The organism is Parasaccharibacter sp. TMW 2.1888, assembly GCF_023167265.1.
GTDB lineage: Bacteria > Pseudomonadota > Alphaproteobacteria > Acetobacterales > Acetobacteraceae > Bombella > Bombella apis.
Map to the genome: position 1 here is coordinate 1,158,720 of NZ_CP030979.1, position 20,546 is coordinate 1,179,265.

The window sequence follows — 20,546 nt, forward strand, 5'->3', positions numbered from 1 at the left end:
GCGTTCAGGATGCAAGGATTTTCTTGCCTGAAAGGGCCGAAACGATCTTTCCGCAGCAGAAGGCGGATCATGATATCAAGGAGGAGAGGAGGGAATAAAAAACGCCACCCTTTTGAAAAAGAGTGGCGCGAGTGACGGGGCTCGAACCCGCGACCTCCGGCGTGACAGGCCGGCGCTCTAACCAACTGAGCTACACCCGCAGTCTTCAGCTTTTCTGGAAAAGCATCGTTCCCTTGGGATGGCGTCTATCTAGCGGGATACGGTGTTGTTGGCAATAGAGAAATATCACTTTTTTACGTTTTTCTTCATGAAAATTCCATTTCAGGGGGCGTGTATGAAAACGGCCCCCTCCGGCCCTGCCGAGAGCCAGAGCTGATGATGGATCAGCCAGTCGGCTCCGAGGAGCATGTCGGCCTGTTCATGCAGGGAAGTGACGGTGAGGACCGGGTGCAGCTGGGTCTGCCCGCCAAGGGTGAGGCGGTTGAAACGGTGCCAGTGATAGCGGTGTTCCCTGTCGCCAATGCCTGCGCTGGTCCCGCCGGGGTCCCGGTCCAGCTGCTCTTTCGTGATGCCGAGCCTGTGGACGAAGTCCCGGCTGATGATGTGGGAGCGGGCCCCGCTGTCGATCAGCGCCAGCCCTTTCTGACCATCCAGCGTGAAGGGGATGAAGAACCGGTTGCGGATGCGTTGGGCGACAAGCCGCTGCCCCGGTGTGGACCAGAAAGGCGGCTGGCGGCAGAGGAGGGACCCGGTATGGATGTCCCACAGGCTGAGCCGGTGATGGGGCAGGTCGAGGTCCAGATCATAATGGCCGAGCAGGTCCATGCCGATCAGCCCCAGCACGGGGGGCTGTATGGCGGGGAATCCCGGCAGGGTGCCCAAAGGCAGGACAGGATGGTGATAGGTGAGCTGTCCAAGCGTGATGGTCGCCAGCTGGATGGTCGGCACTACATGCCCCCGTCCGTCCGGCCCGGAGATGATGGTGGCATCTTCCTCATTGGGGGTGAGATGCAGGTGGGTGATGGCATCTGGTGTCAGCAGGCTGCCCTCGGACCCTGTATCCACGATCATGGAGAGGGAATGGCCATGAATCTGCGCCACGGTCGTCAGGTAATAGCCTGTTTCCTTGAGGGGCAGCGTGGTGATGTGGGTCTGGCGGCAGGCCGGTTCGGGGCTGGAGGCCAGAGCCGCAGAAGACGCCATGAAGGAACTGCCAAATGCCAGAATGATGCCGGTGAGGAAAGGGAGGAAACGGGAAGCGTGCGTCGTCATGGGATGATGGGTCTGTCCGAAGAGGTCGGCAATGAAAGGTCAGTCTGGATCAGGAAGGAGCTGTCAACGGTCGGCCCGGGGATGGGCCTTCTGCCAGACCTCCATGAGGTGATGTTCGTCTGCCAGCGTGTATATCTGTGTGCTGGACAGGCTGGCATGACCCAGAAGTTCCTGAATCGCCCGCAGGTCTGCTCCATTCTGGAGCAGGTGGGAGGCGAAGGCATGGCGCAGGGCGTGGGGGGTGGCAGAATCGGGCAGTCCTTCCATCAGGCGCCATTGCCGCATGGCCCGTTGGGCCACCCCCGGATTGAGGCGTCCACCCCGTACGCCGCAGAAAAGCGGTGCACTGGCATGGGGTGAGGGATGGACGGCCAGCCAGCGTCCCAGAGCATCCCGGACGGCGGGCAGGACAGGCACGGCTCTTTCCTTCCCTCCCTTGCCTGTGACAAACAGAATGTCATCGCTGATCCGCTCCACGTCACCGACATTGAGGGACAGTCCCTCGCTGATGCGCAGGCCCGTGCCATATAGCAGGGTGAACAGGGCGGCATCCCGCAGGGCAAAATGGCCATCGGCTGTCTGGTCGGCAATACCGTCCGGGGCCGTGCGTGCGGTTTCCGGCGTCAGAGGGCGGGGGAGGCGGGTTTTCAGCCGGGGGCTGCGCAGGAGGGTGAGGGCCGGATTGGTGATGCGGTGTTCTTTTTCCAGATAGCGGTAAAAGGCCCGCAGAGCGGAGATGCGGCGGGCCCGGCTGCGGGCGTGGCCATCTGGCGTGTGACGGCTGCCGGGATGGAGGCGGGCCATCTTTTCGGCCCGGTTCGTTTCATGGGCCAGCCATGAGCGGAAATCAGCCAGTGTCAGCTTGCCCAGCGCTTCCAGCGGCAGGTCCCCACCAAAGTGGCGGCTGAAGAAACCGAGAGCGAGGGAGACATCGTGCAGATAGGCTGTCCGTGTGGCCTTGCTGGCTCTTTTCTCATGGGTCAGCCAGTCCTGCCAGGCCGTGAGGGCCTCATGGGCCGTATGAATGGTCATGGCGCTGGAGGGGGGGCTTCCAAATGGAAGGCGCATGGTATTTCCCTGCCGGAGAGGTTAGGATGAAGACATGGCAGAAAACAGCCTCCCTCCCCATAGCAGGAGAATGGAAGCCGGTCATCGTCTTTCCGTTCTGGTGCCCCGTCCCTTCGATGGCCCGCTGGATTATCGGTCCGACAGGCTTCTGGCACCGGGAACGCTGGTGCGTGTGCCGCTGGGGCGGCAGGAGCTGACAGGTTGTGTGTGGGACGGCGAGCCAGCCCATCTTCCTGTCGATTTCCGTCCGGTCTCCAGAGGGAAAACGTTCGCTTTTGCAAAACTGCGTCCCATCTCGGCCGTGCTGGAACATGTACCGCCCCTTCCGGATGATCTCCGCCAGTTCATCGACTGGGTGGCGGCCTATGGCCTGAGTGCGCCGGGCATGGTGCTGGCCATTGCCCTGCGGGTTCCGGCGCAGGCGGGCAGTATGAAACCCCTCATGGGCTGGATGCGGAAACCCGGCCCCCTGCCGGACACGCTGCGTCTGACCCCGGCCCGCAGGGCCGTTCTGGAGGCTCTGGAACAGGGTGGTCCCGGCACCACGGCGATGCTGGCGGCGCAGAGCGGGGCCAGTGCGGCGGTGATCCGGGGTCTGGCCAATGCAGGGGTGCTGGAAGAGTGCTTCATGGAGGTACCATCCCCTGCCGGACAGGCGGACCCGGACCATGCCCCGCCGACCCTTTCCGCAGAGCAGGCCGAGGCGGCGGAGGCTCTGGTGGCCGGCGTGGAGGAGCGGACCTTCAATGTCACGCTGCTGGAGGGGGTGACGGGGTCCGGCAAGACGGAGGTCTATTTCGAGGCTGTGGCAGCGTGCCTGAGGCAGGGCAGGCAGGTACTGGTGCTGCTGCCGGAGATCGTCCTGACGGCCCAGTGGACGGACCGTTTTGAACGGCGCTTCGGCATCCGGCCTGCCGTCTGGCATTCCGAGCTGGGGCAGAAGACACGGCGGGAGACATGGTGCGCCATTGCCGAGGGGCGGCAGCAGGTTGTCGTGGGGGCACGCTCTGCCCTGTTCCTGCCTTTTGCCCGTCTCGGGCTTGTGGTGGTCGATGAGGAACACGAGAACACCTACAAGCAGGAAGAAGGTGTTCTCTATCACGGGCGGGACATGGCCATCGTGCGGGCGAGGCTGGTGCAGGGGGCGGTCATTCTCGTCTCCGCCACACCGTCCATGGAGACGCTCGTCAATGTGCAGAAGGGGCGCTTCCGTCATGAGGTGCTGGAGGCCCGGCATGGAACGGCCCAGATGCCGGAGATCACCCTGATCGACATGAAGGAGCATGGCCCGGAGCGGGGGCAGTTTCTATCCCCTCTGCTCTGTGAGAGCATTGAAGAGCGGATGAAGGCCGGAGAGCAGAGCATGCTGTTTCTGAACCGGCGTGGTTATGCACCGATGACGCTGTGCCGGGCCTGTGGGCACCGCCTGCAATGCCCTCACTGTTCAGCGTGGATGGTGGAGCACAGGCGCCGCCGGATTCTGGCCTGTCATCACTGTGAATACACCCAGCCACTTGTCAGTGCCTGTCCATCCTGCGGGGCGCAGGACAGTCTCGTGCCGATCGGCCCGGGGGTGGAGCGCATCCATGAGGAGGCGCAGGCCCGCTTCCCGGATGCCCGGCTGCTGAGCATGGCCTCCGATACGCTGACCTCACCCACGGCCATGGAAGAGGCCGTGCGGAAAATCGCCAGCCGGGAGGTGGACCTCATCATCGGCACGCAGGTCGTGGCCAAGGGCTGGCACTTCCCGGACCTGACGCTGGTTGGGGTGGTGGATGCGGACCTCGGACTGGGTGGAGGTGACCTGCGGGCAGCGGAACGGACCATGCAGCTGCTGCATCAGGTGGCGGGGCGTGCAGGGCGTGGGACAAAGCCGGGGCAGGTTATGTTGCAGAGCTATGCGGGCGATCATCCGGTGATGAAGGCCCTTTTGGCTAACGACTTCATTAGCTTCATGGAACAGGAAGCCGCCCAGAGACGCCCCGGTTTCTGGCCACCTTATGGGCGGCTGGCGGCGGTGATTGTCAGTGCCCCGAAGGAGCGGCAGGCGGAGGAGCTGGCCCGCCTGCTGGCCATGCACGCCCCACGGGGGGAGGGGATTCAGGTTCTGGGGCCGGCTCCGGCCCCTCTGGCCCTGTTGCGGGACCGCTACCGGTACCGTCTTCTCCTGCGGACCCGGCGGGACATCGCCCTTCAGCCCCTGCTGAGGCGGTGGCTGGACGGTGCGCCCCGCAAGAATGATGCCCGCATCGACGTGGACGTGGACCCGGTGTCTTTCATGTAACCGGGAAAGGTCAGTCCGGGATGCCGTTGGCCTGCTGTTCCAGCTGCCGGTAGCGTTTCTGTCCGTCCGGGAGCAGGGGGGCGTGTGTCAGGGCCTCGGTATAGGCATGGAGGGCCTGATGGGGATGATGGAGATGTTCCTGCGTGTGGGCCAGAATGTCCCAGCTCTGGGCATCGCCAGGGTCATGCACCAGCGCCACCTGAAGGTCCTGCACGGCTCCTGTCAGATCATTGCCGAGAAAGCGGACGGCAGCCCGCTGGCGGCGGAGGAAGGCGTTGTCAGGCTGGAGGGTCAGAGCCGCGGAGAGGTCTTTTTCAGCGTCACCTGTATGGCCCTGTTTGAGTTCAGCCTGTGCCTCGCTGAGCAGGATGCGGCCACTGTTCTTGACACTGTAGAGGCGCAGCGTGTCAGCCTTTTTCATCAGGCTGTGGGCCTTCTGGTCATCCTGTTCGCTGGCAATGGCCTGCTCGGTCTGTTCCAGCTTTTCTTTCAGGCTCGGGCTGTGCGGCTTTGGGGGCGGTGGAACATGAAGGCTGTTTTTGGAGTCGGGTGCGGGTATTGCTGCATGGGGCTGGCCCTGCACTGGCTTGTGGGCCGGAGCGGTGGCTGCCATGGCCGCTGGCCCTGCACTGTAGAACAGACAGGCCGCCGCCATAAAAAAAGCCCCCAGCCGAAAAGCGGGAGGCTTCAGCCCCCCGGAGGGGGCTTCACGCTTCAGAGCATGAAAGACAGGGTGGCGCAGCGGAGCCGTGGACATGCCGCACCGTCCCATCCGTCTGTCAGCTCAGCCCTGACGGGCCTTCATGCGCGGGTTCTGCTTGTTGATGACATACACGCGGCCGCGACGACGCACGACACGGCAGTTCTTGTCACGAACCTTGGCGGACTTCAGGCTGTTACGGATCTTCATGATGTTCAGGCTCCCCGACAGAAAAGACAGGCCTGCCTGCCCTTCCGGACAGCGGCTCTCATAATGCAGGGCTGAGACGCCCGCGAAACTTGGCGTCCGCATACCCTGTCCTTTGGGGGTGAGTCAAGGTTGTGGCGGCCAAAACCCCATTTCTTCCTGATCCTTTTCAGATTATGCTGCCCGGCATGAGCCAGTTTCCATCTTTTCGTCCTTCATGTTTCCGCAAGCTCGTGCCGGTTCTTTTCCTAGGGAGCCTCTGTCTGGCCAGCCAGGCCTGGGCAGGGGGTGCGGCCCGAACGGATGATGACGATCCAGCCGTGAATGCCAAGGGCGTCGAGGTGAACAATATCCTTGCTGTTCTGCGGGTCAGCCCGAATTCGGCGGGCATCCAGTGCCTGAAGACCCTGGATGAGATGCGCAAGGTGCAGAAGCAGCTGGATGACGAGGAAACGGCCCAGCGCAGCTTCGATGTCGGTCTTCTACGGGATGTGTTGGAATCGGACATGGAGAGCGTGATTGCCAGCTGCGGCCGGGATGCACGCACGGCCTGTGGGGGTGGGGTTGCCGGGCAGAATGCACGGCTGGGCAAGATATGTAACCAGCTCTCTGAACTCGATTCGGAAGATCAGGGCGACGATCTCCAGTAAGTGGGCGGGACCGCCAGAAAAAGCCCCTGTTCCGTAAAAGGAGCAGGGGCTTTTCTTTCAGGAGGTCAGTTTTCTGCCTGTTTCAGGCTCCAGAGGGCGAAAGCCTGCACGAGAGCCACTTCCTTCAGGCGGGCAAAGCGCCCCGAAGACCCACCATGCCCTGCCTCCATGTTGATCTGGCAGAGGAAGGGCCCCCCCCGTGCCTCTTCCCGCAGGCGGGCGATCCATTTGGCAGGCTCCCAGTAGGTTACCCGTGGGTCGGACAACCCTCCCAGGGCCAGAATGGCCGGGTAGGAGACGGGGCGGATATTGTCATAGGGAGAATAGCTGGCGATGAGGTCGTAAGCCTCCGGGTCCGTCAGCGGGTTACCCCATTCCGGCCATTCCGGCGGCGTAAGCGGCAGGGAGACGTCCGACATGGTGTTCAGCATGTCCACGAACGGTACCTGTGCGGCGATACCGGCAAACAGCTCCGGTGCCATGTTGGCAACGGCTCCCATCAGCAGCCCGCCTGCCGAGCCCCCATGCGCCACGATGCGGCGGGGGGCGGTGTAGCCTTCGGCAATCAGGTGCCGGGCACAGCTGATGAAGTCGGTGAAGCTGTTGGTCTTTTTGGTTGCCCGCCCTTCAAGGAACCAGTTCCAGCCCTTTTCACTGCCACCCCGCACGTGGGCCGTGGCATGGATCACGCCACGGTCCACGAGGCTGAGGGCGGTGGTGGAGAAGCTGGCCTCCATGGAGATGCCGTAGGAACCATAGCCGTACAGCAGCATGGGATTCTGCCCATCCAGCTTCGTCCCCTTCTTCATCAGGAGGGTGACGGGCACCATGGCGCCATCATCAGCCCGGGCGAACAGGCGGCGTGTCTCATAGGCGGCAGGGTCGTGGCCCGAGGGAACCTCCCGTATCTTGCGGAGGTTTTTCTCCCCTGTCCGCATGTCATAATCATACCAGTGCGCCGGGGTCGTGGGGGACTGGTAGATGTAGCGCAGGAAGGGCTGGTCATATTCCAGCACGCCCAGCAGGCTGAGCGTATAGGCGGGTTCGTCCATGCTGATATGGCGGGCATGGCGGCGGATGTCGCCCCTGTCGGCGTCCTCACGGCTGAGGGTGAAGATTTCCGTATTGCCGTTGCGCCGCTCCAGCCAGGCCAGATGGTCCTTCCCGGCACTGACACCGAGGAGGAAATGGCCTTCCTCATGGGGCAGGAACTCCCGCCAGTGGGCACGGTCCGGCGTGGCTTCCGGGGCCGTCATCAGCTTGAAGTCCACGGCCCCGCCTGCGTTGGTCAGGACGATGAAGCGGTCCTGCCAGTGGGTCAGGCTGTAGCGTTCCCCCCGCACCAGCGGTGCAGCGACTTTGGGCATGGCCGTCGGGTCTGAGGCGGGGATGAGCAGGGTCTCGTTCGTGTCATGGTCACCCCTTTCAATGGCGATCCATTTCCGGGAGGCACTGACACCGATGCTGAGGAAGAAGCCGGGGTCGGTTTCGTCAAAGATGAGCGTGTCCTCACCACCCAGAAGCGGGCGGCGATAGATGCGGGAGGGGCGACCATTGTCGTCCCGGTAGATCCAGAAGAGATGCTGGCTGTCCGGGGAGAGGGTGAAGCTGCCCGTGCTGCTTTCCACGGCGGGGGCGCAGAGTTCACCCGTGGCAAGGTCCCTGACCTGAATCCGGTAGACTTCCGACCCCTGCACGTCCTCGGCATAGACGTAATAACGGTGGTCTTCCGTGTGGGCGGCCTGGGCGAGGCTGTAGAAGCTGTGCCGGGCGGCCAGTTCGTTCACGTCCAGCAGGATTTCTTCCGGTCCGTCGGCCTCGCTGGCCCCGGCCTTGCGGGGGCGGCGGACATGGAGCGGGTACTGGGCATCCTTCTCGAAGCGCAGGCCGTACAGCCACGGCCCGTCAGGCAGCGGCACGGACTCTTCTGCCGGAGGAATGCGGCCGACCATCTCCTTGAAGAGGTCTTCCTGAAGCGGCACCGTTCCGGCGAGGACGGCCTCCGTATAGGCGTTTTCCTGTTTCAGATGGGAGCGTATGTCATCCCGCAGGACGGACGGGTCCCGCAGGACCTTCTGCCAGTTTTCGTCCTTCATCCATGCGTAGGAATCCGTACGGGTGCGGCCGAGCTGTTCCAGCACGACGGGATTGCGCCGGGCCACGGGGGCCTTGGGCAGGGCGGGAGTGGTGTGTTTGTCAGCAGTCATGGGGGAGATGTGGCGGTTGATCGGGAGGGATTCAATGGTCCAGATGGAGACGTCATGAGGCGTCATAAAGAAAATGCCGCAGCCGGCCCGTCTGTTCCGGCTGAAGTGGCAGCGCCTGCGTCCCTATGGCGGCGACCGGGGTCAGGCTCAGGGCCGTGATGAGCCAGGCCCCCTGGAACTTGGGAATGTCGGCTTCCGTCAGGAGGCGTTCCGTGCAGAGACCGGCAGAGAGCAGGCGGCCCCGGGAGATTCCGGGCAGGATTCCGGCGGAGAGGGGTGGCGTGACGATCTGCCTATCCAGCAGGGCCAGAAAGCTGGCGGCTGTGGCTTCGGCAATCTCACCCTCGTGGGTGAGCCAGAGGGCATCATCGGCCCCTTTTTCCCGTGCTTCCATGCGGGCAAGGATGGCGGGCAGGGCGTTGAGGGACTTCACCCGGTTCAGCACGGCTTGCCTGTCCCGTCGCTGCGTGCTGACATGCAGCCGGACGGGGGTGGCGGACTGTTCTGACGGCGGGGCTGTCGTGATGAGCAGTGTGGTGTGTGGTCTGAAAGGCGGAGCCAGCCCTCTTGGGCCGGGGCCTCGTGTGAGGGTCAGGCGGGCGGAACCATCCGTCAGGCTGTTGGCAGCCATCAGGTGGGGCAGGGCCTGCCGGATCGTGTCCCGTCCGGGAAAGGGCAGGCGCAGGGTATGGCAGCCATCTTCCAGCCGTGCCAGATGGGCTTCCAGCCGGGGGGCAGCCCCGTGGCGAAGCTGCATGGTTTCAAAAAGCCCATCACCCAGCAGAAAACCACGGTCCTGTGCCATGATGGCTGGACTGTCCGCCGGGAGCAGCTGGTCATTGAGCCAGAGAAAGGGGCAGGGTGTGGGTGCCATGCATCAGGCTCCATGGTCACGCAGGACGGCCAGCAGGGGAGCGGCCTTGAGGCACATTTCCTCATATTCCCGCTCTGGATGTGAAGGGTAGGTGATGCCCCCACCGGCTCCTACCTGCAAATGGCTGGCTGTGGCGCTGATGCTGCGGATGATGACGGAACTGTCCAGCGCACCATCCCAGCCCAGCCGGAAAAGCGTGCCGCAATAGGCTCCTCTGGCAGAAGACTCGACCTCATCAATGATCTGCATGGCCCGGTATTTCGGGGCTCCGGTGACGGAACCGGGGGGAATCGTGGCTGCCAGAAGGTCGGTGGCATCATGGTCCCTTTGAAGCTGCCCCGTCACGCTGGAGACGAGATGGTGAACGTGAGCGAACCGTTCCACGGCAAAAAGCTGCGGAACATCCACACTGCCCAGCTGACAGACCCTGCCGATGTCGTGGCGCATGAGGTCGGTGATCATCAGGTTCTCGGCCAGCTCTTTCTCATCCCTGTGGAGGGCCTCTTTCAGGGCGCCATTCTGCTGGGGATCATCACTGACGGGGCAGGTGCCCTTGATGGGCCGTGTCTCGATGCGTCCCTGACGGTCCAGTGAAAGAAAGCGTTCGACCGAGGCACTGAGCAGCGTGAAGTCCGGCGTGTGGAACCAGGCCCCGAAGGGGGCCGGGCAGCGAGTGCGGAGCTGATCGTAGAGGGCGTGCAGATCGAGCGTCTCCGGGCGGGGGGCGACCCAGCGCATTGTCAGGTTGGCCTGAAAGATGTCTCCGGCCGCAATGTACTCCTGCACGGTCCGGACGGCAGCCTGCCACGTGGCGGCATCCTGTCCGGCCACGGGGGTGAGAGACGGCCCCGGGTGGTCCGGTCTGGCCGTGGTGGCGGGCTGGCCCGGTGGTGGGGTGCCGTCCGCACTGGCCCACCAGAGCCTTTGCTCCCGCCTGTCGAAAATGAACAGGTCCCGGCAGGCCAGTGCTGTGAAGGCGGGGCAGTCCGTTGCGTGGCGGGAGGTGAGGCCCTCACGGGCCATGCCGGCCTCATAGCTGAGCAGGCCGATCACGCCGCCGGTGAAGGGAAGTTCCGGCAGATGGGGGGAAGGGCGGCCCGCCGGTGCATGGGCGGCCAGAAAGGCCCGCAGATGCTGCGGGAGATGGTGCATCTCCGCCAGGGGCAGGGTGAGCCGTCCGGCCGGACGGGGACAGAGGAAGCTCCAGCGATGCCGTTCCTGTTCCGCCGGGCCGCCGCTATCGAGAAAGACGGATGCGCCTCCCTCCCGGCAGAGGGGGAAGAGCCGCTCCGGGGGGCACCATGGCAGTTCCGTGATGTGGGGGGCAGGAAGAGGAGGAGAAAAAGGCATGGGGGAGGGGCGGGGTATCCGGTCACGTTGCAGCAGGGCGGGTGGGGAGGAACTAGGCACCTGAGGTAGAATGGGTTATGCTCGATCACTGACCATTTACAGAAAACTGGTGGACCTGTCTTGAGCGAGCCGCACGATATTTTGCCTTCCGACCGCCTCCCGGTGACGATTGAAGAGGAAATGCGTTCCTCCTATCTGGCCTATGCGATGTCGGTGATTGTTTCCCGTGCGCTGCCAGATGTGCGTGACGGCCTCAAGCCCGTGCACCGGCGTATCCTGTACGCCATGCGGGAGAGTGGTTTCACGGCGGACAAGCCCTACCGCAAGTCGGCCCGTGCGGTCGGTGACGTGATGGGTAAATACCACCCGCATGGTGACAGTTCCATTTACGACGCCATGGTGCGCATGGCGCAGTCTTGGTCCATGCGTGTGCGGCTGGTGGATGGGCAGGGCAATTTCGGGTCTGTCGATGGCGACAGTCCGGCGGCCATGCGCTACACCGAGGCCCGGCTGGCCAAATCTGCCTCCTTCCTGCTGGATGACATTGACCGGGATACGGTCGCCTTCCAGCCCAACTATGACGAGAGCGAGCAGGAGCCGCAGGTTCTTCCGGCTGCCTTCCCGAATCTTCTGGTCAATGGGGCGTCCGGCATTGCGGTGGGCATGGCCACCAACATCCCGCCCCACAATCCGGGCGAGGTGATCGATGCCGTTCTGGCCCTGATCGCCAACCCGGACATGACGCTGGAAGAGCTGATGCAGATCGTCCCGGGGCCGGATTTCCCGACCGGCGGGATCATCATGGGCCGTCGGGGCATCCGGCAGGCCTATGAGACGGGCCGTGGCTCCATCCCTGTCCGTGCCCGTGCCGAGATCGAGGAGATCCGCAAGGACCGCTTCGCCATCGTGGTGACGGAGATTCCATATCAGGTCAACAAGGCCACGCTGCAGGAGAAGATTGCCGATCTCGTCCGCTCCAAGGACATTGAGGGCATTTCCGACATCCGGGATGAAAGTGACCGTTCCGGCATGCGGGTGGTGATCGAGCTGAAGCGTGACGCCACGCCGGAAGTGGTGCTGAACCAGCTTTACCGTTTCACCCAGCTTCAGACGAGCTTCAGCGTCAACATGCTGGCACTGGATGAAGGCCGCCCCCGCACCATGGGGCTGCGGGACGTGCTGGAGGCCTTCATCCGCTTCCGTGAGGATGTGATTCTCCGCCGTGCCCGTTTCGACCTGAATAAGGCGAGGGATCGGGGGCATCTGCTGGTCGGTCTGGTGCTGGCCGTGGCCAACATTGACGAGGTGATCGCCCTCATCCGTTCCGCCCCGGATGCCGCTACGGCCCGTGAGCAGCTCATGACACGCACATGGCCTGCCGCCGACGTGGAGCCGCTGCTGGAGCTGATCCATGATGAAGGCAATGTGATCGTTGATGGCCGTGTCCATCTGACAGAAGCGCAGGCCCGTGGGATTCTGGAGCTGCGCCTCCAGCGTCTGACCGGTCTGGAGCGTGAGAAGATTCAGGCGGAGCTGGCAGAGGTCAGTGCCCGCATCACGGAGCTTCTGGAGATCATTGGCAGCCATGTGCGCCGCATGGAGGTCATGCGGGACGAGCTTCAGGCCGCCCGTGCTGCTCTGGCTGACCCACGCTGCACGGAAATCTCCGATGCGCTGGGTGACCAGTCCGATGAGAGCCTGATCGAGCCGGGACAGATGGTGGTGACCATCACACGGGACGGTTTCATCAAGCGGACGCCGCTGGAGCTGTTCCGTTCGCAGAACCGTGGTGGCCGTGGCCGCACGGCAGCGGGGCGGCGAGGCGATGACATCGTCATCCGCAGCTTCAATGCCCATACCCACCAGTGGGTGCTGTTCTTCTCCTCGGGCGGGAAGGCCTACCGCATGAAGGTCTGGCACCTGCCGGAGGCGGCCCCGACGGCCAAGGGGCGGGCACTGGTCAACCTGCTGCCGGAGCTGGGCGAGGATACCATCACGGCCGTTCTGCCGCTGCCGCAGGATGAGGAGCTGTGGGATGACCTGCATCTCGTCTTTGCCACGGCGAGCGGGAACGTGCGGCGCAACCGCCTGAGCGACTTCCGCAACATCCGTTCTTCCGGTCTGATCGCCATGAAGCTGGATGAGAATGACCAGCTGATCGGCGTGGCAACATGCCGGGAGGGGCAGGACGTGTTCCTCGCCACCCGTAATGCCCGGGCCATCCGCTTCCAGATCACGGATGACGTGCTGCGTGTTTTCGCTGGCCGTGGCAGCACCGGTGTGCGGGGCATCCGCCTTGCTGATGGTGACCGGGTCGTTTCCCTAGCCGTGCTGAACCATGTCGAGGCCAGCGTGGAGGAGCGGGCTGCTTACCTCCGGGCTGCCAATGCCCATCGCCGTGTTCTGGCGGCCCAGCCCGGGGATGAGGGTCTGGAGGAAGAGATCGAGGATGGCAGCGAGCTGGCTTCCGATGAGGAAGGGCTTGAGGAGATTCTGGCTGACAGCCCGCTGAGCGAAGACCGTTATGCCGAGCTTGAGGCGCAGGAGCAGATCCTGCTCACCGTGACGGACACGGGCTTCGGGCGGCGGTCCTCTGCCTATGACTATCGTGTCTCCGGCCGTGGCGGGCAGGGCATCAACAACATGACCTTCTCCAACGCCCGCCGTGGGCGTGAGGTCGTGGGTACGCTCGTGACGCTGGATGGCACGGACGTGATGATGGTGACGGATACGGGCCGTCTCATCCGTCTGCCGGTCGAGCAGGTGCGTGTGATGTCCCGTCAGGCAGGGGGTGTGACGCTCTTCCGTGTGGATGGTGACGAGCGCATCATCAGCGTCTTCCCCGTGATGGAAGATGATGCGGACGATACCGCCGAGGGTGAGACCGAGGCTGATGGGGCGGACGGTGGAGACACCGGAGCTGCCCCGGCGGCTGATGCCGGTGGGACGGATGACTGACCGGCGCATCGGCTTCTATCCTGGCACGTTCGACCCGGTCACGTTCGGTCATCTGGACGTGATCGACCGGGCGGCGGCCCTGTTCGACCATGTCGTGGTCGGTGTGGCGATCAATGATGCCAAGGGGCCCCTTCTGGGTTTCGAGGAGCGACGGGAGCTGCTGGAGCAGGAAGTGGCCGCCCTGCCGCATAAGGACCGCATTTCCGTCACCGGGTTTGACACGCTTCTGGTGGATGCCGTGAGGCAGGCCGGGGCGGGCACGGTGATCCGTGGTCTGCGTTCTGCCGGGGATTTCGATTTCGAGACCCAGCTTTCCGGTGCGCTGCGGCGTCTGGCCCCGGAGATTGAAACGGTTTTTCTTCTGGCATCCGAGAGCCACCGTACGACGGCGAGCCGGATCGTGAAGGAAATTGCCCGTCTTGGGGGGGATATTTCCCCATTTGTCAGCCCCATGACTGCCCGTCTCGTGCGGGCAAAACTGACAGGAGAACAGACATGAGACGGCGACATTTCATGGCCGGTCTTGCAGCAGTTTCTGCCTTGACCGGTGGAACCCTGACACAGGCATGGGCCGGTGGTCAGGATGGTAACGATCAGCTCAGGGAGAGCACGACAATGACAGGTACGACAACAGGCAAGAAGCTGGTTCTGGAGCTGAAGGATGGCAAGGTGGTCATCGCCCTGCGTCCCGATCTGGCCCCCAAGGCTGTCGAGCGTCTGGAGACGCTGGCCAATGAGGGTTTCTATAACGGCGTGAAGTTCCATCGTGTGATCGAGGGCTTCATGGCACAGGGTGGTGACCCGACAGGCACGGGGACGGGCGGCAGCTCCTATCCTGACCTGCCGGCCGAGTTCAGCCAGACGGCCACCTTCGACCGTGGCACGCTGGGCATGGCCCGCACGATGGACCCGAACTCCGCCAACAGCCAGTTCTTCATCATGTTCGACCGTGTGCCGTCCCTGGATGGCCAGTACACCATTGCCGGTCAGGTGATCGAGGGCATGGAGCATGTGGACAAGATCAAGCGTGGCTCCGGGGCTTCTGGCATGGTCCAGAATCCGGATCATATCATCAAGGCTTACATCGAGAACTGACATAACTGTCTGAAACCTGATGATTCTCCGTCCGCATGGTGGCGTGCCGTCCGGCGGATGAAGAAAATCGTGAGGGTGGTGTTTTCTGCGGCCTCCGGGGTTGACGCTCCCCGGGGGAGCAGGTAGATAGCCTCCTCAAGTGAACCGGTAGCTCAGTTGGTAGAGCATTCGACTTTTAATCGAATGGTCCTGGGTTCGAGTCCCAGCCGGTTCACCATGCTCGCAAAAGAGTGTGCCCAGATGGCGGAATTGGTAGACGCGCAGGCTTCAGGTGCCTGTGTCCGCAAGGACGTGGAAGTTCGAGTCTTCTTCTGGGCACCAGTCTTTTTTCCAGAAAATATAATATCCGGTAACAGAGTGCTTGATATGAAGCAGAATTACTGGTGTGGGCTGTTGTGAATATTTAACAGCTGATAAAAGAGCGGCCCCTTTATTTCATGCCCCTGCCTGTGTGCTGGTAGCGTGTGGGGCGGAAACACAAGCTGTCAGGCCAGGTTCCACATTGTAAGAGATGGCCCGAAAATGGCAGGAAACTGGCAAAAAAAGATAATAAAGGTATCGTGAGGGGCTTGCAATAATAGTTTTCCTTGTATATATGCTAGGTTTCCTTTATGAGGAAGGGTTTCTCTGAAAAGAGTTAACTTATAAGAGTTATTAAAAATAACGATTTACTTGTTTTACCCCCCATCGATAATATAACTCCTGCGATGTGTAGTAGTGGCGTGTGGGACGGCTCCAATCGTGCTCCGGCTCGTTGTTGCTATACAATCTGTCGAGATCTTATCCATGAATGGGGAACTGATCAGGATGAAACTGAAGAATTTCGGGGCTGCTCTGCTGATCGCCAGCACGACCCTGACATCTTTCGCCTCTGCAGCCATGGCTGCCGATGTTCCGAGCCCGAACCAGTACTACTGGCCGAAGGGCATGAACCTGGCCAAGCTGCGTGCTCACGATTCAGAGTCTGATCCGTACGGTGCGGATTATTATACGAACTATCACAAGAAGTTTGAGCAGCTGAACCTTCAGGAAGTCCGCAAGGACATCGAGAAGGTCATGCTGACCTCTCAGCCCTGGTGGCCGGCTGACTACGGCAACTATGGTCCGTTCTTCATCCGTATGGCCTGGCACAATGCCGGTACGTACCGTGCCATCGATGGCCGTGGTGGTGAAGAGGGTGCCCAGCAGCGTTTCGCCCAGCTGAACGACTGGCCGGACAATGCCAGCCTCGACAAGGCCAAGCGCCTCCTGTGGCCCGTCAAGAAGAAGTACGGTGAGAAGCTCTCTTGGGGTGACCTTATCGTCCTGACCGGTGACGTTGCCCTGAACCAGATGGGCTTTAAGACCCTCGGCTTCGTCGGTGGTCGTCCGGATGACTGGCAGTCCGAGCTGATCTACTGGGGTCCGGGCACGACGTTCTTCCCGAACAAGAGCTCCTTCCAGGTCGGTCAGAACGGTACTCTGAAGCACCCGCTGGCTGCCACGCACATGGGCCTGATCTACGTGAACCCGGAAGGGCCGAACGGCGATCCTGATCCGGTCAAGTCCGCTGCCATGATCCGTCTGGCATTCGGCCGCATGGCCATGAATGACGAAGAAACCGTGGCCCTGATCGCCGGTGGTCATACCTTCGGCAAGGCTCATGGTGCCCATCCGAACTCCTGCCTGAGCGGCCCGCCGGTTGCCAACGGTGTGGAACATCAGGGTCTGGGCTGGGCCGACCACTGCATCAAGGGCAAGCAGACGGCTGACGATGCGTCCACCAGCGGTCTGGAAGGCTCCTGGTCTGCCGATCCGATCCACTTCACCACGCAGTACATTGACAACCTGCTGAACAATGACTGGGTGCTGGGCACAAGCCCGACCGGTGCTCACCAGTGGCACACCAAGACGGATGACAAGATTGCTCCGGATCCGGCAAACCCGAACGATCCGTCCAAGATGCGTCCGATCATGATGTTCACCACGGACATCGCCCTGAAGACCGATCCGGCCTACCACAAGATCCTTGCCCGCTGGGCCGAGCATCCGAACGAGTTCGCCGATGCCTTCGCCCGTGCATGGTTCAAGCTGGTCGTTCGTGACATGGGTCCGAAGAGCCGCTACTTCGGCAGCGAAGTTCCGAAGGAAACCTTCGTGTGGCAGGACCCGGTCAACATGCCGGCCAAGCCGATCAACCAGGCTGACGTCCGTGAGCTGCGCAAGCTGATCGCTGCAACCGGTCTGTCCGACCGTGAGCTGATCAAGACAGCATGGGCTGCTGCTTCTTCCCACCGCGTGACCGATCACCGTGGCGGTGCCAACGGTGGCCGTCTGGCCCTGATGCCGCAGAACGGCTGGGCCGTGAACGATCCGGAAGAGCTGAAGACCGTCCTGCCGAAGCTGGAGCAGGTCCGCGACAAGTTCAACGCTCACAGCGCCCGCAAGGTTGCTCTGGCTGACATCATCGTTCTCGGCGGTAGCGTCGGTATCGAGGATGCTGCCAAGAAGGCTGGTGTGAATATCCAGGTGCCGTTCGCTCCGGGCCGTGGCGATGCCACACAGGACCAGACGGACGTCAACTCCTTCAACCTGCTGGAGCCGACGGCTGATGCCTTCCGCAACTACTACCGTGCGGATGCGGACAACACGCCGCCTCTGAACGCTCTGGTGGACAAGGCTGACACGCTGGGTCTGACCATCCCTGAGATGACAGTCCTGCTGGGTGGTCTGCGTACTCTGGACATCAACACGGGTCACTCCGCCAACGGTGTGCTGACGAAGAACCCGGGTGTGCTGAGCACGGACTTCTTCACCAACGTGCTGACGATGGACACACGCTGGCAGAAGGTTGAGGGTCAGGAAGACCTTTACGAGGGCTTTGACCGTGCAACCGGGCAGAAGCAGTGGACAGCCACGGACGTGGACCTGGTCTTCGGTGCCAACCCCGAGCTGCGTGCCGTTGCTGAGGTTTACGCCTCCAACGATGGCAAGGCGAAGTTCTACAATGACTTCGTGAAGGTCTGGACGAAGGTGATGAACCTCGACCGCTTCGACCTGCAGCGCTAAGATCCGTCTCTTCCTGCGGGAAGATCAGACGATACATTCCGTCGGGGAGACATCTCCCCGGCGGTCTGTCCAAACGTGGAGGATAGCATGTTGAAATTTGCTGGTGGTGCACTCGCCCTGTTTATGGCAACAGCCTTTTCTGCCACGGCGGCTACGGTTGATGTGCAGATGCTGAGCCATGGCAGTCACGGTTTCTCTTTTGAGCCAGCTGTCGTTTACATCCATTCTGGTGACAGTGTTCATTTCATTCCGACGGACAAGGGTCATAACGCCCAGTCCATCCCTGGCATGACACCTGATGGCGCACAGCCCATCAATGTTCCTTTCAGCCAGGAAAAGACGATACAGTTCACCAAGCCGGGTCTGTATGGCTATAAGTGCCTGCCCCATTTTGCGCTGGGCATGGTAGGGCTGGTTGTTGTCGATAATGCCAACAATGAAGCAGAGGCCCGCAAGGCGCCGCTTTATGGCGCTGCCAAGCGTCGCTTCAATGAGCTGTTCCAGGATGTGGACAGCAAGAACGGCAAGTAAGAGGGGTCTGGCCCGAGGGCTGGAGACTGTTTACTGCTGGGTCGGCCCTGTTTCCGTTCTCAGGAACGGAGGGGCCGTTTTTTTATTCCATGGTCTATGGAGGCAGAGTGTGTCAGAGAAAGTGGAAACAGGAACCGGCAGACCGGAACGCTATGGTTTGGTGGCCATCATCCTGCATTGGGTGATTGCGGTATTGATCCTCTTTATGATCGGCCTGGGGCTGTATATGGATCATGTACCCCTCAATGATCCGACACCCCTGCATCAGCTGCACAAGTCTGTCGGCATCGTGACCATGCTGCTGATCGTGGTGCGTGTCCTCTGGCGCCTGACACACAGGGCCCCGGCCTTGCCGCAGGACCTGTCGGCAGGGCAGCGTGTGGTGGCAGGTGGGATGGAAGGGCTCCTCTACCTGTATCAGATCATCCTGCCCGTGACGGGCTGGCTCATGGTCTCTGCCATGGCCATGCCGATCGTGCTGTTCGGGCTGGTATCGTGGCCGCTGATCCCTCTGCCGCAGAGCGTGATGGATAGCGGCTATCTGGCGGAAATCATGCCAGATGTTCATAACTGGCTTGCATGGACTTTCGGTGGATTCATAGTCCTGCATGTGCTGGCAGCTCTTTATCACCGTTTCATCCGGAAAGATCAGGTGGTGGACCGCATCCTGCCCCGCCATGGGGGGGGACGGTAAGCGGTTCCTTTTTGCCGGGTCAGCCAGCAAGCACCCTCATCGGTTTGATGGGGGTGTTTTTTTATGTTGGCTGCCAATGGGGGGCACAGCTTTATCCAGTCTGGGGGATGTGGTATCAGTCGATGGATCAGGCAGGATATAAGGAAAACAACATATCCTTGTTCTGCTTTCCAGACTGGCTGCCCTGGTGCCGTATTGGCACCGTCCGGCAGTCCTGAAGCTGGGTGATGGATCATATACAGGCTAGGTACCTGCTGAAGGAAATTCCCAATGGCGTCAGATCACAAGAAGACCCATATTGGCAGCCATAAGCTGCATCCCGAGACACAGATGCTCAATTACGGTTATGACCCGGCCCTTTCGGAAGGAGCCGTGAAACCGCCCGTGTTTCTGACGTCGACCTTCGTTTTTCCCACGGCAGAAGATGGCCGGGATTTTTTTGATTATGTTTCCGGCCGGAAAGAACCGCCGGAAGGCAAGGGGCAGGGGCTGGTCTATTCCCGCTTCAACCATCCGAACAGTGAGATTGTTGAAGACCGTCTGGCTGTTTACGAAGAAGCAGAGCGTGGGGTGCTGTTTTCTTCTGGCATGTCGGCCATTGCCACCACTCTGCTGGCCTATGCCCGCCCCGGTGATGTGATTCTTCATTCCCAGCCGCTCTATGGTGGGACGGAAACCCTGCTGACCAAGACCATGGCTTCCTTGGGAATCAAGTCCGTGGGGCTGGGAAGCTGCGGAGTGGATGAGGCCATCATGCGTGAGGCTGCCGAAAAGGCCATCGCAGAAGGGCGTGTCTCCCTGATCCTGATCGAGACACCGGCCAATCCGACCAATGGTCTGGTGGACCTGAAGCTGGTGCGCCGCATTGCCGAGGAGATCGAGGCCAGACAGGGCAGCCGTCCCATCATCGTCTGTGACAACACGCTGCTCGGGCCGCTTTATCAGCATCCGCTGAAGCATGGGGCCGATCTGTCACTGTATTCCCTGACAAAATATGTCGGCGGCCATTCCGATCTCGTGGCCGGGGCCGTTCTGGGCAGTGATGCCATGACACGCCCGGTGCGTCAGCTCCGTGGGGCCATTGGAACCCATCTGGACCCGCATAGCTGCTGGATGCTGGGCCGCTCTCTGGAGACGCTGGGGCTGCGCATGGAGCGTGCCACCCTCAATGCCCAGCGTGTGGCGGAGCTGCTGCGGGATCATGCCAAGGTGAACAAGGTGCATTTCCCACCGTTCTACGAGGCTGATTCGGCGGAGGGGAAAGTCTATGCCCGCCAGTGCAGTGGTGCCGGCTCGACCTTCTCCTTTGATATTGAAGGGGGTGAGGCTGCGGCTTTCCGCTTCCTTAATGCGCTGAAGATCATGAAGCTGGCTGTCAGCCTGGGAGGCACGGAGTCTCTGGCCAGCCATCCGGCGACGATGACACATTCCGGCGTGCCGAAAGAGGTACGGGAGCGCATTGGCGTCACGTCATCCACCGTGCGGCTCTCCATCGGTGTGGAGCATGTGGATGATCTGCTGGTGGACGTGAAGCAGGCGCTGGACGCCGCCTGAAGGTCACGGTGTCAGCCCTGATACGGAAAAGCCCGCCTCTCTGAAGGGGCGGGC

General features: G+C 61.8%; 16 protein-coding genes and 3 tRNA genes. 11 read left to right on the forward strand and 8 right to left on the reverse strand.

From position 1 onward, the window contains the following. Positions 1–123 precede the first annotated feature (123 nt). The 3 genes from DTQ13_RS05310 to DTQ13_RS05320 all read right to left on the reverse strand — a co-directional run bounded on the left by DTQ13_RS05310 (position 124) and on the right by DTQ13_RS05320 (position 2,340). Positions 124–200 (reverse strand) — tRNA-Asp (locus DTQ13_RS05310). A 121-nt stretch (positions 201–321) separates the two neighbouring features. Continuing rightward, complete coding sequence (locus DTQ13_RS05315) at positions 322–1,272, reverse strand: retroviral-like aspartic protease family protein (protein WP_052349223.1); 951 nt, start codon at positions 1,270–1,272, stop codon at positions 322–324. A 63-nt stretch (positions 1,273–1,335) separates the two neighbouring features. Then, the gene (locus DTQ13_RS05320; protein WP_232317260.1) at positions 1,336–2,340 is read right to left on the reverse strand and encodes a tyrosine recombinase XerC; all 1,005 of its coding nucleotides are present in this window, start codon (positions 2,338–2,340) and stop codon (positions 1,336–1,338) included. A gap of 34 nt (positions 2,341–2,374) precedes the next feature. On the opposite strand from DTQ13_RS05320, the gene DTQ13_RS05325 reads away from it, so the two are divergent. Continuing rightward, positions 2,375–4,624 (forward strand): primosomal protein N', encoded by a 2,250-nt coding sequence (locus DTQ13_RS05325; protein WP_248460275.1) that lies wholly within the window; start codon positions 2,375–2,377, stop codon positions 4,622–4,624. A 10-nt stretch (positions 4,625–4,634) separates the two neighbouring features. Here the strand turns inward: DTQ13_RS05325 and DTQ13_RS05330 are convergent, their stop codons facing one another. Then, positions 4,635–5,381, reverse strand: a complete 747-nt coding sequence (locus tag DTQ13_RS05330; protein ID WP_248460276.1) for a M48 family metallopeptidase — start codon at positions 5,379–5,381, stop codon at positions 4,635–4,637. Between the two features lie 27 nt (positions 5,382–5,408). Then, positions 5,409–5,534 carry a type B 50S ribosomal protein L36 gene (gene ykgO, locus DTQ13_RS05335; protein ID WP_043561915.1) on the reverse strand — a complete coding sequence of 42 codons (126 nt, stop codon included), beginning with the start codon at positions 5,532–5,534 and terminating at the stop codon, positions 5,409–5,411. Between the two features lie 185 nt (positions 5,535–5,719). Here ykgO and DTQ13_RS05340 point away from each other — a divergent pair, with 185 nt between their 5' ends. Continuing rightward, complete coding sequence (locus DTQ13_RS05340; RefSeq protein ID WP_248460277.1) at positions 5,720–6,181, forward strand: hypothetical protein; 462 nt, start codon at positions 5,720–5,722, stop codon at positions 6,179–6,181. Positions 6,182–6,246: 65 nt separating this feature from the next. Here the strand turns inward: DTQ13_RS05340 and DTQ13_RS05345 are convergent, their stop codons facing one another. Genes DTQ13_RS05345 through DTQ13_RS05355 form a run of 3 tightly spaced genes read right to left on the reverse strand, consistent with a single transcriptional unit; the run spans position 6,247 to position 10,672 of the window. Further along, the gene (locus DTQ13_RS05345; protein WP_248461229.1) at positions 6,247–8,388 is read right to left on the reverse strand and encodes a S9 family peptidase; all 2,142 of its coding nucleotides are present in this window, start codon (positions 8,386–8,388) and stop codon (positions 6,247–6,249) included. A gap of 52 nt (positions 8,389–8,440) precedes the next feature. Next, on the reverse strand, positions 8,441–9,262 hold the full coding sequence (locus tag DTQ13_RS05350) for an aminotransferase class IV (RefSeq protein ID WP_248460278.1): 822 nt from the start codon (positions 9,260–9,262) through the stop codon (positions 8,441–8,443). Between the two features lie 3 nt (positions 9,263–9,265). Further along, positions 9,266–10,672, reverse strand: a complete 1,407-nt coding sequence (locus DTQ13_RS05355) for an anthranilate synthase component I family protein (RefSeq protein ID WP_248460279.1) — start codon at positions 10,670–10,672, stop codon at positions 9,266–9,268. A gap of 120 nt (positions 10,673–10,792) precedes the next feature. Between DTQ13_RS05355 and gyrA the strand changes: the two genes are divergently transcribed. The 9 genes from gyrA to DTQ13_RS05400 all read left to right on the forward strand — a co-directional run bounded on the left by gyrA (position 10,793) and on the right by DTQ13_RS05400 (position 20,492). Then, positions 10,793–13,570, forward strand: coding sequence for a DNA gyrase subunit A (gyrA, locus tag DTQ13_RS05360; RefSeq protein WP_081562510.1), 2,778 nt, complete (start codon positions 10,793–10,795; stop codon positions 13,568–13,570). Further along, on the forward strand, positions 13,563–14,069 hold the full coding sequence (gene coaD, locus DTQ13_RS05365; RefSeq protein WP_373364577.1) for a pantetheine-phosphate adenylyltransferase: 507 nt from the start codon (positions 13,563–13,565) through the stop codon (positions 14,067–14,069). The genes gyrA and coaD overlap by 8 nt, the downstream gene beginning before the upstream one ends. A gap of 116 nt (positions 14,070–14,185) precedes the next feature. Then, entirely contained in the window at positions 14,186–14,665 is a 480-nt protein-coding gene (locus DTQ13_RS05370) for a peptidylprolyl isomerase (protein WP_043561902.1), read from the forward strand. A 141-nt stretch (positions 14,666–14,806) separates the two neighbouring features. Beyond that, positions 14,807–14,882 (forward strand) — tRNA-Lys (locus tag DTQ13_RS05375). A gap of 17 nt (positions 14,883–14,899) precedes the next feature. Beyond that, positions 14,900–14,986 (forward strand) — tRNA-Leu (locus DTQ13_RS05380). 486 nt (positions 14,987–15,472) lie between these two features. Then, positions 15,473–17,713, forward strand: a complete 2,241-nt coding sequence (gene katG, locus DTQ13_RS05385) for a catalase/peroxidase HPI (protein ID WP_043561779.1) — start codon at positions 15,473–15,475, stop codon at positions 17,711–17,713. A gap of 87 nt (positions 17,714–17,800) precedes the next feature. Beyond that, a complete protein-coding gene (locus tag DTQ13_RS05390) occupies positions 17,801–18,244 on the forward strand; it encodes a pseudoazurin (RefSeq protein ID WP_248460280.1) in 444 nt (147 codons plus the stop codon). A gap of 109 nt (positions 18,245–18,353) precedes the next feature. Further along, positions 18,354–18,938, forward strand: coding sequence for a cytochrome b (locus tag DTQ13_RS05395; protein ID WP_248460281.1), 585 nt, complete (start codon positions 18,354–18,356; stop codon positions 18,936–18,938). Positions 18,939–19,208: 270 nt separating this feature from the next. Continuing rightward, positions 19,209–20,492 (forward strand): cystathionine gamma-synthase family protein, encoded by a 1,284-nt coding sequence (locus DTQ13_RS05400; RefSeq protein ID WP_043561774.1) that lies wholly within the window; start codon positions 19,209–19,211, stop codon positions 20,490–20,492. Positions 20,493–20,546: the final 54 nt, after the last annotated feature.